This window comes from Paenibacillus sp. J22P15, assembly GCF_056269345.1.
Genome location: NZ_JBWDNT010000003.1, coordinates 522,970 through 536,485 on the forward strand (window position 1 = coordinate 522,970; position 13,516 = coordinate 536,485).

At 49.7% G+C, this 13,516-nt stretch carries 13 protein-coding genes; 12 read left to right on the forward strand and 1 reads right to left on the reverse strand.

Annotation, left to right across the window (positions count from 1 at the left end; all coding sequences use genetic code 11):
• Positions 1-119 precede the first annotated feature (119 nt).
• From AC0YN6_RS10755 to AC0YN6_RS10765, 3 genes are all read left to right on the forward strand, one after another.
• A complete protein-coding gene (locus AC0YN6_RS10755) occupies positions 120-1,622 on the forward strand; it encodes a glycoside hydrolase family 32 protein (RefSeq protein WP_475746775.1) in 1,503 nt (500 codons plus the stop codon).
• A complete protein-coding gene (locus AC0YN6_RS10760) occupies positions 1,616-2,611 on the forward strand; it encodes a PfkB family carbohydrate kinase (RefSeq protein WP_475746776.1) in 996 nt (331 codons plus the stop codon). Before AC0YN6_RS10755 ends, AC0YN6_RS10760 begins: the two co-directional genes overlap by 7 nt.
• A 161-nt stretch (positions 2,612-2,772) precedes the next feature.
• Positions 2,773-3,498, forward strand: coding sequence for an MOSC domain-containing protein (locus AC0YN6_RS10765; RefSeq protein WP_475746778.1), 726 nt, complete (start codon positions 2,773-2,775; stop codon positions 3,496-3,498).
• A gap of 35 nt (positions 3,499-3,533) precedes the next feature.
• On the opposite strand, the gene AC0YN6_RS10770 is transcribed toward AC0YN6_RS10765, so the two are convergent.
• Positions 3,534-4,241: a polyphosphate polymerase domain-containing protein gene (locus AC0YN6_RS10770; RefSeq protein ID WP_475746779.1), complete on the reverse strand. Its 708-nt coding sequence runs from the start codon at positions 4,239-4,241 to the stop codon at positions 3,534-3,536.
• Between the two features lie 176 nt (positions 4,242-4,417).
• Between AC0YN6_RS10770 and AC0YN6_RS10775 the strand changes: the two genes are divergently transcribed.
• The 9 genes from AC0YN6_RS10775 to AC0YN6_RS10815 all read left to right on the forward strand — a co-directional run bounded on the left by AC0YN6_RS10775 (position 4,418) and on the right by AC0YN6_RS10815 (position 13,515).
• Positions 4,418-5,335, forward strand: coding sequence for a YhfZ family protein (locus AC0YN6_RS10775; protein ID WP_475746781.1), 918 nt, complete (start codon positions 4,418-4,420; stop codon positions 5,333-5,335).
• 63 nt (positions 5,336-5,398) lie between these two features.
• The gene (locus tag AC0YN6_RS10780) at positions 5,399-6,697 is read left to right on the forward strand and encodes an FAD-dependent oxidoreductase (protein ID WP_475746782.1); all 1,299 of its coding nucleotides are present in this window, start codon (positions 5,399-5,401) and stop codon (positions 6,695-6,697) included.
• A 33-nt stretch (positions 6,698-6,730) separates the two neighbouring features.
• On the forward strand, positions 6,731-7,687 hold the full coding sequence (locus AC0YN6_RS10785) for a phosphotriesterase family protein (RefSeq protein WP_475746783.1): 957 nt from the start codon (positions 6,731-6,733) through the stop codon (positions 7,685-7,687).
• A gap of 14 nt (positions 7,688-7,701) precedes the next feature.
• A complete protein-coding gene (locus AC0YN6_RS10790) occupies positions 7,702-8,826 on the forward strand; it encodes a Gfo/Idh/MocA family protein (RefSeq protein ID WP_475746785.1) in 1,125 nt (374 codons plus the stop codon).
• A complete protein-coding gene (locus tag AC0YN6_RS10795) occupies positions 8,816-9,592 on the forward strand; it encodes an SDR family NAD(P)-dependent oxidoreductase (protein WP_475746786.1) in 777 nt (258 codons plus the stop codon). Before AC0YN6_RS10790 ends, AC0YN6_RS10795 begins: the two co-directional genes overlap by 11 nt.
• A 31-nt stretch (positions 9,593-9,623) precedes the next feature.
• Positions 9,624-10,409 carry a sugar isomerase domain-containing protein gene (locus tag AC0YN6_RS10800; RefSeq protein WP_475746787.1) on the forward strand — a complete coding sequence of 262 codons (786 nt, stop codon included), beginning with the start codon at positions 9,624-9,626 and terminating at the stop codon, positions 10,407-10,409.
• 94 nt (positions 10,410-10,503) lie between these two features.
• Positions 10,504-11,346 (forward strand): sugar phosphate isomerase/epimerase family protein, encoded by an 843-nt coding sequence (locus tag AC0YN6_RS10805; protein WP_475746788.1) that lies wholly within the window; start codon positions 10,504-10,506, stop codon positions 11,344-11,346.
• Positions 11,347-11,415: 69 nt separating this feature from the next.
• Positions 11,416-12,498, forward strand: coding sequence for a Gfo/Idh/MocA family protein (locus AC0YN6_RS10810; RefSeq protein ID WP_475746789.1), 1,083 nt, complete (start codon positions 11,416-11,418; stop codon positions 12,496-12,498).
• 51 nt (positions 12,499-12,549) lie between these two features.
• Positions 12,550-13,515 (forward strand): ABC transporter permease, encoded by a 966-nt coding sequence (locus AC0YN6_RS10815; RefSeq protein WP_475746790.1) that lies wholly within the window; start codon positions 12,550-12,552, stop codon positions 13,513-13,515.
• Position 13,516: the final 1 nt, after the last annotated feature.

A 13,516-nucleotide genomic window follows, 5' to 3' on the forward strand; every position in this document is an offset into this window, starting at 1 on the left:
CACCTGACAGCAACGGACTCGAGCTTTTTTTACGAGCGGAGGAGCAGCTCTGTTTCAAGAGATAAGCAATGATTAGATGAGAATTGATTTGGCATGATAAAAATGACGAGCGAGGATAGGTGAGCGGGTTGGGGAATACGACAAGCAAGCATGATGTTCATCAGGCTTTTATCGCAAAGGCTGATGAAGCGCTGAAAGTGAATGTGAAAACGATGGATAGTACGTACCGGCTTCATTATCACATGATGCCGCCCGCAGGCTGGATGAACGACCCGAACGGTATGATTTATTTTGACGGACATTATCATCTATTTTATCAACATGATCCTTATCAAGCGAAACAAGGGCCAATGCATTGGGGACATGCTAGAAGTAAGGATTTAGTTCACTGGGAGCATTTGCCGGTTGCGCTTGCACCATCTGAGGATTACGACAAAGGGGAGCATGGCGGACAAGGGTGTTGGTCAGGAAGCGCCGTGGATAACAACGGGGTATTAACGCTCATTTATACTGGACATGTTGATGGTAAAATACCAGAAGAAGTTCAATCTCTGGCGACTAGCACGGACGGTGTGACGTTCCATAAGTACGAAGCTAATCCGGTAATCGGCGATTCACCAGATGCGCAGCGGGTTGGCTTCCGTGATCCGAAGGTGTGGAAGCATGAAGACAAATGGTATATGGTTGTAGGTTATGGTAAAGACGGACTTGGCAAAGGAATCATCTACACGTCGAGTGATCTGCTGAGCTGGGAATATCAAGGTGCGGCGGCCCAGAGCGATGGTACGATGGGGGATATGTGGGAATGCCCAGACCTATTCCCGCTTGGAGAAGGAAATCAGCATACACTGATTATCTCCCCAATGAATATTGCGCCTATCAAAAACTTGTATTTGTCAGGTACTTTCGATTACGATAGCTGCCGCTTTGAGAAGCAACATGTTGGGCAAATCGACTACGGCTTCGATTTCTACGCGCCGCAGACACTTATAGATGCTCTAGGCAGAAGAATTATGATTGCTTGGATGAACATATGGGGGGCAACGATGCCGGAGCAGGCACATGGCTGGCTTGGCGGAATGACGCTTCCGCGCGAGTTGACGCTGGCAGCAGATGGTTCAGTGCTAAGCAATCCGGTGCCGGAACTCGCCGCGCTGCGTAGACAACATGTTACTGCTGCTGATGTAGCTCTAGCAGATGATAATCTCGTAATGATAGATGGCGTTCATGGAGATTCAATTGAAATGGATATCGTTTTTGATTTGGCTGGCACTGTTGCGACAGAGGTTGGCATTCGTGTTCGCAGCTCAGAGGATGGGACAGCTTATACGGAAATCATCTATTCCATAAGTGAGCAAAAGGTATATATGGACCGCAATCTTGGCGGAGAAGGCGATGGCGGAATTAGCGCAGCACCGCTGGAAATGGTGGAAGACGGACGCTTGCAGCTTAGGCTGTTCCTTGATCGTTCCTCCATTGAGCTATTTGCAGGGGAAGGTCGTATCGCGATCACAAATCGGATTTATCCGAGACCAGATGATGTGGGTATCTCCTTCTTCGCTCGGGGCGGTGCGGCGAAGATTGAAAAGTTAAATGTTTGGGAGTTGAGTTCGATTTGGTAACAAATACTAATGCTGAAATCGTTAAATTATTGGATGTTATTGCACTTGGTGAGCTGCTGATTGATTTCACGCCGCATGGTGTATCGGATCAGGGACAGCCGTTGTTTGAGCGCAATCCAGGCGGAGCACCAGCGAATGTGCTGGCTGCCTTGGCTAAGCTTGATCGCAGCACCGCTTTTATTGGAGCGGTAGGCGAAGATGCATTCGGCCATTATTTGAAAGATGTGCTGGAGCAAGGAGGTATTGGGACGGAAGGGCTTAAGCTTACGTCAGAGGCAAAAACGACACTTGCTTTTGTCCATTTGGATGCAAGCGGTGACCGTTCCTTCTCATTCTACCGTCAACCCGGTGCCGACCATATGCTGCGTGAGGAAGATGTAAACCGCGAGCTGATTGATTCCGCAAAGATCTTCCATTATGGCTCAATCTCGATGACGCATGAGCCGTCTCGGACAGCAACGCTTAGTACTGCTGCTTATGCGAGAAGCCAAGGGCTGCTCATCTCTTATGATCCCAACCTGCGTATGTCGCTTTGGGAAAATGAACAAATCGCGAAAGAACGTATCATAGAAGGGCTTCAGTATGCAGATGTAGTGAAGCTTTCGGAGGAGGAGCTTTTGTTCTTAACAGGAACGAGCGACCTTGATGCGGGAACGAAGCATCTGGCAGAGCAATTCCCATCACTGCGACTGCTGTTTGTTACACTTGGACCTGATGGGAGCTATTGTCGAGCAGGCGAAGCAACAGCTTCACATGGAGGCTATAAAGTTGAAGTACAGGATACAACGGGTGCTGGTGATGCCTTCTTGGGAGGTATTCTGTATACCCTTCTTAACGAGGGTGGAGCTGCACAAACCGAGTGGACGGCAGAGCAGTTGGAATCGATGCTCGCATTCGCCAACGCAATGGGCGCGCTAGCTGCGACCGGTAAAGGCGCAATCCCTTCCATGCCGTCACTGGAAGCAATAATGTCCCTCGCGAATGCATAAGTGATGGATTAGTCTAACTCCGAAACGCTATCGGTAACGAATCGCGGTTTGGCTTATATCGTATGTAGTTCATGTTTATACTATAATGATAGTCATGCGTGATTGAGTGAAATGGGATGAATTGTGATTCGGGATAGATAGAGTAAGAGGAGGTTTTTCGTTTGACGTTAATTGGTGAAATCAGTGGTATAAACCGTTATCCCATTAAATCATTTGCCGGGGAGAGCCTGGATATAGGTGAAATAGATACTTACGGTTTAGTCGGCGACCGCTGTTTTGCTTTTTTTGACGAAACCAAGGAAGGCTGGGATAGCTTCTTTACGGCAAGAGATATCCCGACAATGCTTGCATACAAAGCGGGGTTCGTTGAAGAGAATAAGGATTCAGAAAATCCCCAAGTCAAAGTGACTTCTCCAGAAGGTCAATCTTTTAGCTGGGATGATGATTTGTTAGTAGAAATGCAGAAGTATTCCAAGAAGAAGATGCGGATGCGCAGCTATCAAATAGAAAGTCCAGACCTTAAAGCAGTAGATGAAGCCAGCATCCTCATCATTACGAACACTAGCCTGAATAAGCTTGAAGAGCTATGGGGAAAGCAGCTCGATGAGCGGCGCTTTAGAGCCAATATACTAGTGACCGTAGACGAGAACGCTTTTGGCGAAAAGGATTGGATCGGTAAACGTATTGCTGTGGGCAGCGCGGAATTGCAAGTGGATAAGTACTGCGATCGCTGCTCTATGGTTACGCTTGATCCGGACACGCTTGAACGTGATGCTTCTTTGTTGAAGAAAATTAACACTGAGATGAATTTAAACTTTGGGGTTTATGCTTCTGTTAAGAAAACGGGGCAGATTCGTGTTGGCGAGAAGCTAGTTCTGATTGACTGACCGACATGCGAATATTGTAGACAGACAAAAGATCGCTAACTGAGTGCCTTAGGGCAAAAGTTAGCGATCTTTTTCAGTATTCGAATGTTTACAGCCGTTTGCGTTTGTAAAAGACGATGAATGCGCAGGAGAGAAGCAGGATGATAAGCATCATACTTGACCTCAAGAATGATCAGGTCATTATCGAGGGCGCGAATAGGCTCCAGGCTTTGGTCAAAAATATTGACAGCATGCAGCCCGGTTCGCAGCTCCTTGTCGAATGTGATCCGTACATTGCCATTATCGCAAACGTAAGGCTCCCGGACATAATCGACGATGACCTTCGGCCGCAGCAGATTATGGATCATTTCATTATGAATTTCGTTTAGTAGCGGTTTGTTCGGCCTTTTAAGCACATCGTAATCGCCGGCCATCAGCATGTCGTACATGTCTCTGGTAAGCGGCTCCTTCACTTTGGCGATGCAGTCTTTAAATTTAATTTTTTTCTCAAAGTGAATGACGTTATCTTGGCCGTTGTATATGCGGATGCGGTACTTGACCCGGTCCCGAACGCCGCCCAGCTTCTCATGGAGCGCCTTGTTATTAATATCATCAAAGTACAGGCTCCGAATATGGTACTCTCCAGTCGGGCCGACGTGCTTGTCTTGCAGCATCAGAGCTTTCAGCCGCTGTCGTATGATGAAGTATTGATGATAATTAATGAAAAATTTCAATTCGTTGCGATAGCTCAGATTTTTATTCATTTCACACCTCTTTTCTTGTTCAGGCCACTTGTTGCTTACAAATGCTATTGTACGGGCCTTTACTTATTCTTAACTTAAGGCTGGCTGAAAGATCGCTGAACGCAACGGTTCAGACGTTTTTGCAAAGAACATCGATAGGGGATTGACTTAATTTCAATTTTCCGTATACTGAAAATATGAAAAATTTAAACTCCAAATCAGCTGATTTAGTCAAAAGCATCGCTAGAGAGTTGATGACGTGCAAGGTAGGTACGAAGATTCCAACTACGCCTCAATTGGCGGCTAAGTTTTCCGTCGGCTTCGGCACTGTGGATAAAGCGATGAGCGCGCTTAAGGAAACGGGCGCGATCAAACTGCAGTCGAAAGGACAGCTTGGAACCCTTCTCTTGGAGAAGGATATGTCAGCGTTATGGGGCATGACGGAACAAGGACCGCTGGTCGGATCATCACCGCTTCCGAATACGATTGAATTCGCAGGTCTTGCATCCGGACTGATCGAGATGTTCATGGAACAGGGCATCACATGCAGTCTGACATACAAAAACGGCGGGACCATCAGAGTAAAGCAGTTGCTCGGAGGGCAGTGTGATTTTGTGATTATGTCGCATTTGTCTGCGGTGCAAGTTTGCGCGGAGCATCCGAATTTACGGATTGTGTCGATCATGGAAAACAACAGCTATTATATGGATCTGATTATTTTACGGAGAAAGGATGTAACTTCGGACATAACAAAATGGAGGATAGGCCTCGACCCGACTTCTTACGATCACATTACCTTGTCGGACGAAATATTCTCAGGCAACGAGAAAGCAAATGTTCATTACGGAAACATTCCTTATCTAATTGCGGACGGCGTTATCGATGCCGCCATTTGGCACAGCACCCAGCTCGTTCCGGCTGCTCTGATCGATATTCTTGCAGTCCAGCAGGTGGAAACGCCGAGAACGGAAAACGATAAAAATATGGCAGCTGCGTTTGTAGTCGACGGAGCTCGTGAGGAAATCATTGCGCTGTTCGAGGATCAGTGCGATGCCGTGAGGATCGGAAAGATCCAACAGGAGGTTATTACGCGCAAACGTTCCCCGGCGTATTGATCAGGCACCGTCAGATTCGGAACTTTAGAGAATCGGCAAACCTTTCATCAAGCGGAGAATAGAATGGAGGCATTCATGATTAGGCGACATACGGAAGAAGCTGACATTGTAGTTTTGGGCGGGGGTGCTGCGGGCGTTATGGCGGCGGCAGCGGCTGCGAGAAACGGCGCAAACGTATTGCTCGTGGAGAGTCAGAATTGTCTTGGAGGCTCCCGGACAGCAACGGGTGTAGATACCTTTTACGGATTTTATACGCCGGGCGAGAGCTCGAGAAAAGTCGTGGGCGGCATCCCCGACGAGATTGTGGAACGGCTGCGCGGGGAGAACAAGCTATTTGAGAGGCTGAATACATACGGCGCTGGAACGGGGCTGACCTACGATGTGGAGGCGCTGAAGATCGCTTACGAGGATCTGATTTTGCAATCTGGCAGCCGGCTTCTGTTTCATACGACGGCGTGTCATGTGGAAGCTTCGGATGGCCGGGTGAACAGCGTCTGGCTTGCTAACAAGGCTGGACTGACGGAAGTAAAAGCGACTGTTTTTGTAGACACGACGGGAGACGCTGATATTGTAGCCCGTGCGGGAGGAGGCTTCAACGCAGGATCGGAGTCCGAGCCGAACCAGTCACTGAGCACGATTTTTTTCATGGGCAACGTCGATCTGGAGCGTGCGGCTGCGATAAGCCATAACGAGTTGGCGGTGCGGATGCAGGAAGCGAATCGAAGCGGTAAGTTTACGCTCCCCCGTGAAGACGGCTCGTATCACCGGACGCCGAATCCTGGTGTCATTCAAGCGAATATGGTACGGGTGAAAAACATTGACGCCACCGATGCCTTTGCGCTGACGAAGGCCGAGATCGAAGGCAGGAAGCAGGTGCAGCAGTATGCCGCTTTCCTGAAGTCACAGATTCCGGGATTTGAAAGCGCCTTCTTGATCGGTACAAGCCAGTATATAGGCGTACGCGAAACGCGCAAAATCGAAGGACATTATACACTGACCGAGGAAGACGTCATCAACGGCCGCAAGTTCGCGGATTCCATCGCCTGCTGCGCTGCTCCGGTCGAGGATCATCATCCAGGCGAAGGCACACGTTGGGCTTATGTGTTGGACGGCGGGCATTATCATATTCCGTTCCGCTGCCTTGTCCCAACCGCGCTGCACAACGTTATTGTAGCTGGACGATGCCTCTCCGCAACACACGGCGCGCAGGCATCCGCGAGAAATTCAGCGCAGGCGATGGCCATGGGCCAAGCGGCGGGTACGGCAGCTGCGCTCGCAGCGAAGGCTAAATCCGATTTCGCCGATTTGGATATTGAGGCGGTCAGGCGCATCCTTAAAGAGCAGCATGCTATTATCGATTGAAGTTAATCAGGTGTTCGAGTGGGAGGGACAAAATTGGGAAAAGTCAGAACGGTGCTTGGCGATGTCGATTCCGCTAATCTGGGCATGGTGTATTCACATGAGCATCTTATTATTTCCGGTGGTCTGGGAGTGATGAAGAAAAGCGACTTGCTGCTAAACAGTGTAGAGGCGGCTTGCAAGGAAGTGGAGGAAGTAAAGCTGCACGGCATTAAAACCTTTGTCGACATGATGCCGCTCGATTGCGGGCGACATCCTGAGAAACTCGTTGAAATCGCTTCAAACACGAATACGCATGTCATAGCCGCAACGGGATTCCATAAGCCGATGTATTACGACGATATTCACTGGATTTACCACTACTCGGAACGTCAAATCTGCGACCTGCTGGTAGCAGAAGTGATGGAAGGGATGGACCGTCACAGCTACAACGGGCCGATCGTGGAGCGCATATCGGCGCGTGCAGGACTGCTAAAGGGTGCATCGGACTATAATCGGATCAGCACCGTATCGCAAAAATTATTCAATGCCGTCGCAGAAGCTCAGAGATTAACCGGGGCACCCATCTCGACCCATACGGAAGAAGGAACGATGGGGCTGGAACAGATTCGGCTTCTGACCGATCTGGGCGTTCCGGCGGACTCGATTATTATTTGCCATACGGACCGAAATCCGGATCTCGAGTATCACATCGCCATGCTGGAGAGCGGCGTCTTCCTGGAATACGACAATGCATCCCGGATCAAATATTGGCCGGATAGCATGATCATTGATTTGATCGTGAAAGTTGTAGAGGCCGGCTTCGGGAACCAGATCCTGCTCGGCACAGACTTTGCTCTTCGTTCCTATTGGAAAGCATACGGCGGAGGTCCAGGCATGGCACATCTGGCGGAATCCTTTATACCGCGCTTGATGAAGAACGGGCTTAACGCAGAAACGATTGCCAAGTTTATGGTTCATAATCCTGCACGGGCGTTTTCATTTTCGAAATAAGCGCAAAAGGAAAGATGCGGAGAGGACTAACGATGGATGAGGAAATTTTGCAATTAGACTATATTCCCGAGATGAGCGCGAACACCGATTACGGAATAGGCATTATTGGAAGCGGGTTTATTATTAAAGAATGTCATCTCCCCGCTTATCGGGAGGCGGGGTTCCGTGTTGAAGGAATCGCCTCGCGGACAAAAGCGAGAGCAGCGGCTGCGGCGGCCGAATTCGGCATCCCGAAGGTGTACGATTCGGTTCGAGAACTGCTTGAGGACCCTGCGATCGACATTGTTGATATTGCCGTTCCGCCTCATATTCAACCGGAATTGATCGTCATGGCGGCAAAAGCAGGCAAGCATATTCTGGCGCAAAAACCGCTCGCTTCGACTTATCAGGAAGCGGTTGATGTCGTGGGTATTTGCCATGAGGCGGGCGTTCGCCTGATCGTCAACCAGAACGGGCGGTTTGATCCGGCGGTTATGGCCACGAAAGATTTGCTTCAGAAAGGCTTTGTCGGCAAGCCGGTGTATGCCACGATCGAAATGCGCTATAAGCCGCATTGGCAGGAATATCAGAAGAAGTACGAACGATTGATGTTTCTGTTCATGAGCATTCATCATTTGGATCAATTTCGCTACTGGTTCGGGGCGCCGGAACGATTATTCGCCAGCGCGATTCCTCATCCGGAGGGCGGCTACCGCGGTGAATACGCATCTTCGTATATCTTGGAATACGACACCGGGATGCTGGCGTCGGCATGGGACGACGGGTTTACATGGGATAAGGAAGGGTTTGGTGTTTTCTATAAAATTGAAGGCACAGAAGGAGTTATCCGGCTTAACATGGGATGGCCTTCTGGCGGTCCAAGCCAGATTTCCTATCTATCCAGAAAACCGGATTCCAGTTGGCAATCGCCGAAGCTTGAGGGAAGCTGGTTCCCCGGAGCCTTCAAATATACGATGAACGAAATGTTCCGCTCGCTGTCGACAGGCGAGGAGTCGTTCATCAGTGGACGGAACAATCTGGTGACGATGGCTATGATGGAATCATGCTACATATCGCTTAAAGAAAAACGCTCGATTTCAATTGCGGAAACGGTTGCCTCCGCCGCATCGAATATAAGAAGGGGTGGGTATGATGCCTAAAAACGCCATAATCGTAGGGGGCACGAGCGGTATCGGTCTGGCGACGGCCAAGCTTTTTTTGGAAAAAGGTATAAATGTCGCCGTCATCGGAAGAGACGAGCAGAAAGCAAAAGCGGCCCAAGACGAACTGATGGCGCTTGCGCCTGAACACGCTTCCATCCGTGCGTTCAGCGGAGACGCCTCGGACTATGCTTCGATGGAAGCAATCTATGAACAATTGATGGAAAGCTGGGAGACACTGGACATTCTCGTTCACGTCGCCGGAATCAGCGGGCGAAGATGGGGGGACGGGCCGCTCCACGAGTGTACCGTAGAGGGCTGGAATGTGGTCATGAACAACAATGTGACCAGTGTGTACTACAGCAATCAGCTGGCTTTGCGAATTATGAAGAGACAGCAATTCGGATCGATCGTGAACATATCATCCATTCTCGGCATGCTGGGGACGCAGGATCATTTTACCACGCACGCTTACGCAGCGAGCCGAGGGGCGGTCATCTCGATGAGCCGCTCAGCAGCGGTCTATTATGCGAAGGACGGCATCCGAATCAACACGGTATGTCCGGGGCTTCTGGATACGCCAATGTCGCAACGAGCAGTCACGAATGATGAAATTCGGGATGCGCTGACGTATTACCAGCCGCTCGCCCCGCATGTGGGTTACCCGCAGGACGTTGCGGCGGCCATCGCGTTTCTCGCTTCGGACGAAGCGAAGTTCATTACAGGAATTGCACTTCCGGTGGACGGCGGATGGCTCGCCCAATAAGTTGATGTATATCCAGAAAGGGAGATGAAGAATGAGCAATACAAATCACGATTTTGAATATGTCACCAATTACTTGGACGGTGTTCGACAGGTCATCGAAAAAATCGAAACGTTTCAAATGGGCGCCATCGACCGGGCTGTCGACATTTGCATGAACAGTATGGTCAACGAAAATGTCGTCCATTTGTTCGGCAGCGGTCATTCCCGCATGGCAGTCGAAGAGATGTATCCACGGTACGGAAGCTTTGCCGGCTTTCATCCCATGGTGGAGCTGTCTCTTACGAATCATCATGCAGTCGTCGGATCTAATGGGCAGCGCCAGGCGATGTATTTGGAAAATGTGGAAGGCTTCGGGAAAGTGATTGCATCAAATTTTCATTATGGGAAGCATGACAGCATCATCGTGTTCTCCCACAGCGGGACGGGCAAAGTCGTCGTCGAAATAGCCCAGGAGATGAAAGATCGCGGCATTCCGATTATCGCCGTGACCTCCATGGCGCATAGTGAGTTGTCCCCGGCTAAACATTCTTCCGGAAAGAAGCTCTACGAATTGGCCGATGTCGTTATCGACAATTGTGCGATTCCCGGGGACGCCATGGTGAAGATCGAAAATCTGGAGACGCCGGTAGGCCCCGTTTCCACTATTGGCAACACCGTCATCGTCAATCTGATCAAATGCAAGATTGCAAGCAGGTTGACTGAGCTGGGCCAACCGCCGAAAGTGCTCACGAGCGCCCTTGTCGTCGGGGAAGAGAAGGCCAAGCAGTTGTTCGAAGGATCGTATGAAGATTATTGGGCGAAAACCCGCTATCTGTAAACGTAAGCGGGCTGGCGCAATCGGCGCAGCCATCTGAAGGCAAAACCACCGTTGTCAGTCATATTTAACGACACCATTCGAGGAGTGATGAAGGATGAAACTGGGTTGCATCAATTCGGCTTGGTTCGGATCGGACGTTGAATATTTTGAAGGAATCAACAGGATTAAGGAGATTGGCTTCGATACGATTGATATTTTTCCCAACTTTTCATTCAAGTCCTACGATTTGAAACGTATCAAGAAGATGTGCGAGGAGAGAAACATGCCGATTTCCTCGATGGTCTCTGCTTATCCGGAGCTGATCTCGCTGGAGGAGCATGTCCGCAGGTATGCGATCGATTCCTACAAGCGGCTGCTTGATATGGGCGTCTTTCTGGACGCCAAAAATCTACTGATCGTTCTCGGAGAATACATCTGGGAGAAAAATGTGATCAAACCCGAGCAGCAATGGCGGGAGGCCGTCGAGGCTGCGAAAGAATTGTCCGACTACGCGGCCAAATGTGAGATGAACGTGCTTGTCGAATTGGAGCCGTTTACCTATTCGCTGGTTAACGACATCGACACGATGGAGAAGTTTCTCCAGGACGTCGACAAGCCGAACTGCCTGGCCAATATTGATCTTGGCCATCTGCACGTTCGGGGCATTCCGGCTGCTGAGATCGCGCGGCTGAAAGGGAAAATCGGAGGCGTTCATCTGTCCGACAACGACGGCATCGTTCACAACGATTGGCCGACCGGACGAGGCAACGCGGATCTGGAAGGGTATTTGATGGTGCTGCACGAATGCGGATACGACGATGTGGTATCCATTGAGCTGGAATTTGCCGATGATCCAGATCGCATCATCGAATGGGTGACCGAAGCTTACGACCAGACGGCAGAATTAATGGATCAATTAGAGCTTCGATCGTTAGCAAAGATAAGGAAAGTAATGTGATGAAAAAATCATTTTACGTGTCGCTTGCATGGTCAGAACTACTATAAAAAATAAATGAGGTGCTTCATTATGCGTTTTTATTTGATTGGTGCGGGTGTAATTGGGCGTACCCATGCCGAAGCTATCCGTAAGCTTGCGCTCGAGGAGGGCTGCGAGATTAAAGTCGCAGACCCGAATCCACAGGCGCTGTCCGGTTTTGCCGAGCTTTATCCCGAGGCGCAGACCTTCTCGGATGCGCAGACGATGCTGGCAGAAGAAGCCTATGACGACGATATCGTCATTGTCGGCACGCCGCCTTTCACGCACTGCAAGCTGTCGCGGATGGGACTGGAATCCGGACGCCACGTCTTGTGCGAAAAGCCATTTGTAATGAATGCCGAGGAAGCGAATGAACTGTTGCAGGTGGCCAAGCAGCATAACCGGCTGATCGGATGCTGCAGCGTCCGTTTCCTCGGTCTGCCCAAGATGGACGAAGTCAAAAAGCTGCTGCATTCCCGCGCGCTGGGTGATATTTACAAAGTCACCTTCGTATACCGGGGCCAACGAGCACGATCAGGCGTTGAATACCAGTCGGAGAGCCGTTGGTTTCTCGACCGCTCAAAGAGCGCGGGAGGCGTTGGGATGGACTGGGGGCCTTATGATTTTACCGTCATTAATGATTTGTTGTCGCCCGCCTCCGTCGAGGTTGCTGCGGCTTGGACCAGCAAACCGCTGACCGAAGCCGATCCGATCGATACCATCTATGACGTGGAGGGCCATGTCGGAGCGATGCTGAGTTACCGCTTGAACGACTCCAGCAAAGTTATGGTTCAGTATGAACGGGCTTCTTGCACGCATGGTGAGGCTTACCATCACGTCGAGATCGAAGGCACGCTCGGAGCAGTAAGATGGTCGCCGTATTTCGAGTCGGACAACGTGGTGTATACATGCGATAAGAACGGAGAGCCGTTATCAAGCGAGAGCCTGGCCGCGAACGAAAGCGAATTCGGCTTTATGGATCATCCGGTCCTGTTCTTCGTCCGCAAGGTCAGAGGAGACGTCTCGCTGGCGGTCGTCAACGAGCAGGCGGTTTTCAATTTCTCCTGTTTGCATGCGATATACGATTGCGCCGAATCCGGCAAGCCACAGCGCATAGAGCGCGAAAAAATATGAGGCCTATACGTTGAAAGCGCTTACGCTTATGAAAAGGAGAGTGGTTTTCAGGTGGCTACATTTAAAAGCACGATGCATGACGGGATGCTAAATCAAAAAAAACGAAAAAGCTTAAAGGCACATAATATTCATGTGCTGTATTTGTTTCTGCTTCCCGCTATTGTCCTAACCGTTATATTTGCCTATTTGCCGATGTTCTCTAATTACATTGCTTTCTTAGACTATGATTTCAATAAGGGCTGGTTCGGCTTCGGAAGCAAATTTATTGGATTGGACAATTTCGAAAAGTTTTTGAATGACCCCGGTTTTTATCAGTTGATGGGAAGAACGCTGCTGTACAGCGTAACCATGATGGTTGCAACGTTTCCGGCCCCGCTTATTTTAGCGTTGATGCTGAATGAATTGCGGAATGAGCGCTTCAGGAAACTGGTGCAGACCTCGTCCTATATACCGCATTTTGTATCGTGGGTAACGGTTGCAGGTTTGTTCTACATGTTTCTAACCGTCGATCCTACCGGACTTGTCAATAATATTCGTCAATTGATCGACCCAGAGGCAACACGTATTTCTTATATGCAGGACTCAAATAACTTTCTTTCGGTTCTCGTGATTTCGGAGGTTTGGAAAGAAACGGGTTGGGGAACGATCCTCTATCTCGCAGCACTCACCGGCATTGACCCGCAGCAGTACGAGGCAGCGCAGGTGGATGGAGCAAGCCGGTTCCAGCGTTTGATGTATGTCACGCTCCCGGGATTAGTTCCAACGATGTGCATCCTTCTTATTTTCTCGTTGAGCGGACTGTTCGCAACAAATTTTGACCAAGTTTTTAATCTGCAAAATAAGATGATCCGATTAGATACGGATACGATAGGCGTATACACCTATTACCAAGGATTAGTGAGCGGACAGTATGCTTATTCCGCCGCGGTCGGTCTGTTTCAGGGGCTGATAGCCTTTATTCTAATTATGGTTACAAATTATACGACGAAGCGCCTTAGTAACGTAGGCATCATTTAAG

Excerpts from the sequence above, each read along its gene's own strand:
- AC0YN6_RS10770 (WP_475746779.1), bottom strand. The coding sequence starts at position 4,241 with ATGAATAAAAATCTGAGCTATCGCAACGAATTGAAATTTTTCATTAAT.
- AC0YN6_RS10775 (WP_475746781.1), top strand. The coding sequence starts at position 4,418 with ATGAAAAATTTAAACTCCAAATCAGCTGATTTAGTCAAAAGCATCGCT.
- AC0YN6_RS10780 (WP_475746782.1), top strand. The coding sequence starts at position 5,399 with ATGGAGGCATTCATGATTAGGCGACATACGGAAGAAGCTGACATTGTA.
- AC0YN6_RS10790 (WP_475746785.1), top strand. The coding sequence starts at position 7,702 with ATGCGGAGAGGACTAACGATGGATGAGGAAATTTTGCAATTAGACTAT.
- AC0YN6_RS10795 (WP_475746786.1), top strand. The coding sequence starts at position 8,816 with ATGATGCCTAAAAACGCCATAATCGTAGGGGGCACGAGCGGTATCGGT.
- AC0YN6_RS10800 (WP_475746787.1), top strand. The coding sequence starts at position 9,624 with ATGAGCAATACAAATCACGATTTTGAATATGTCACCAATTACTTGGAC.
- AC0YN6_RS10805 (WP_475746788.1), top strand. The coding sequence starts at position 10,504 with ATGAAACTGGGTTGCATCAATTCGGCTTGGTTCGGATCGGACGTTGAA.
- AC0YN6_RS10810 (WP_475746789.1), top strand. The coding sequence starts at position 11,416 with ATGCGTTTTTATTTGATTGGTGCGGGTGTAATTGGGCGTACCCATGCC.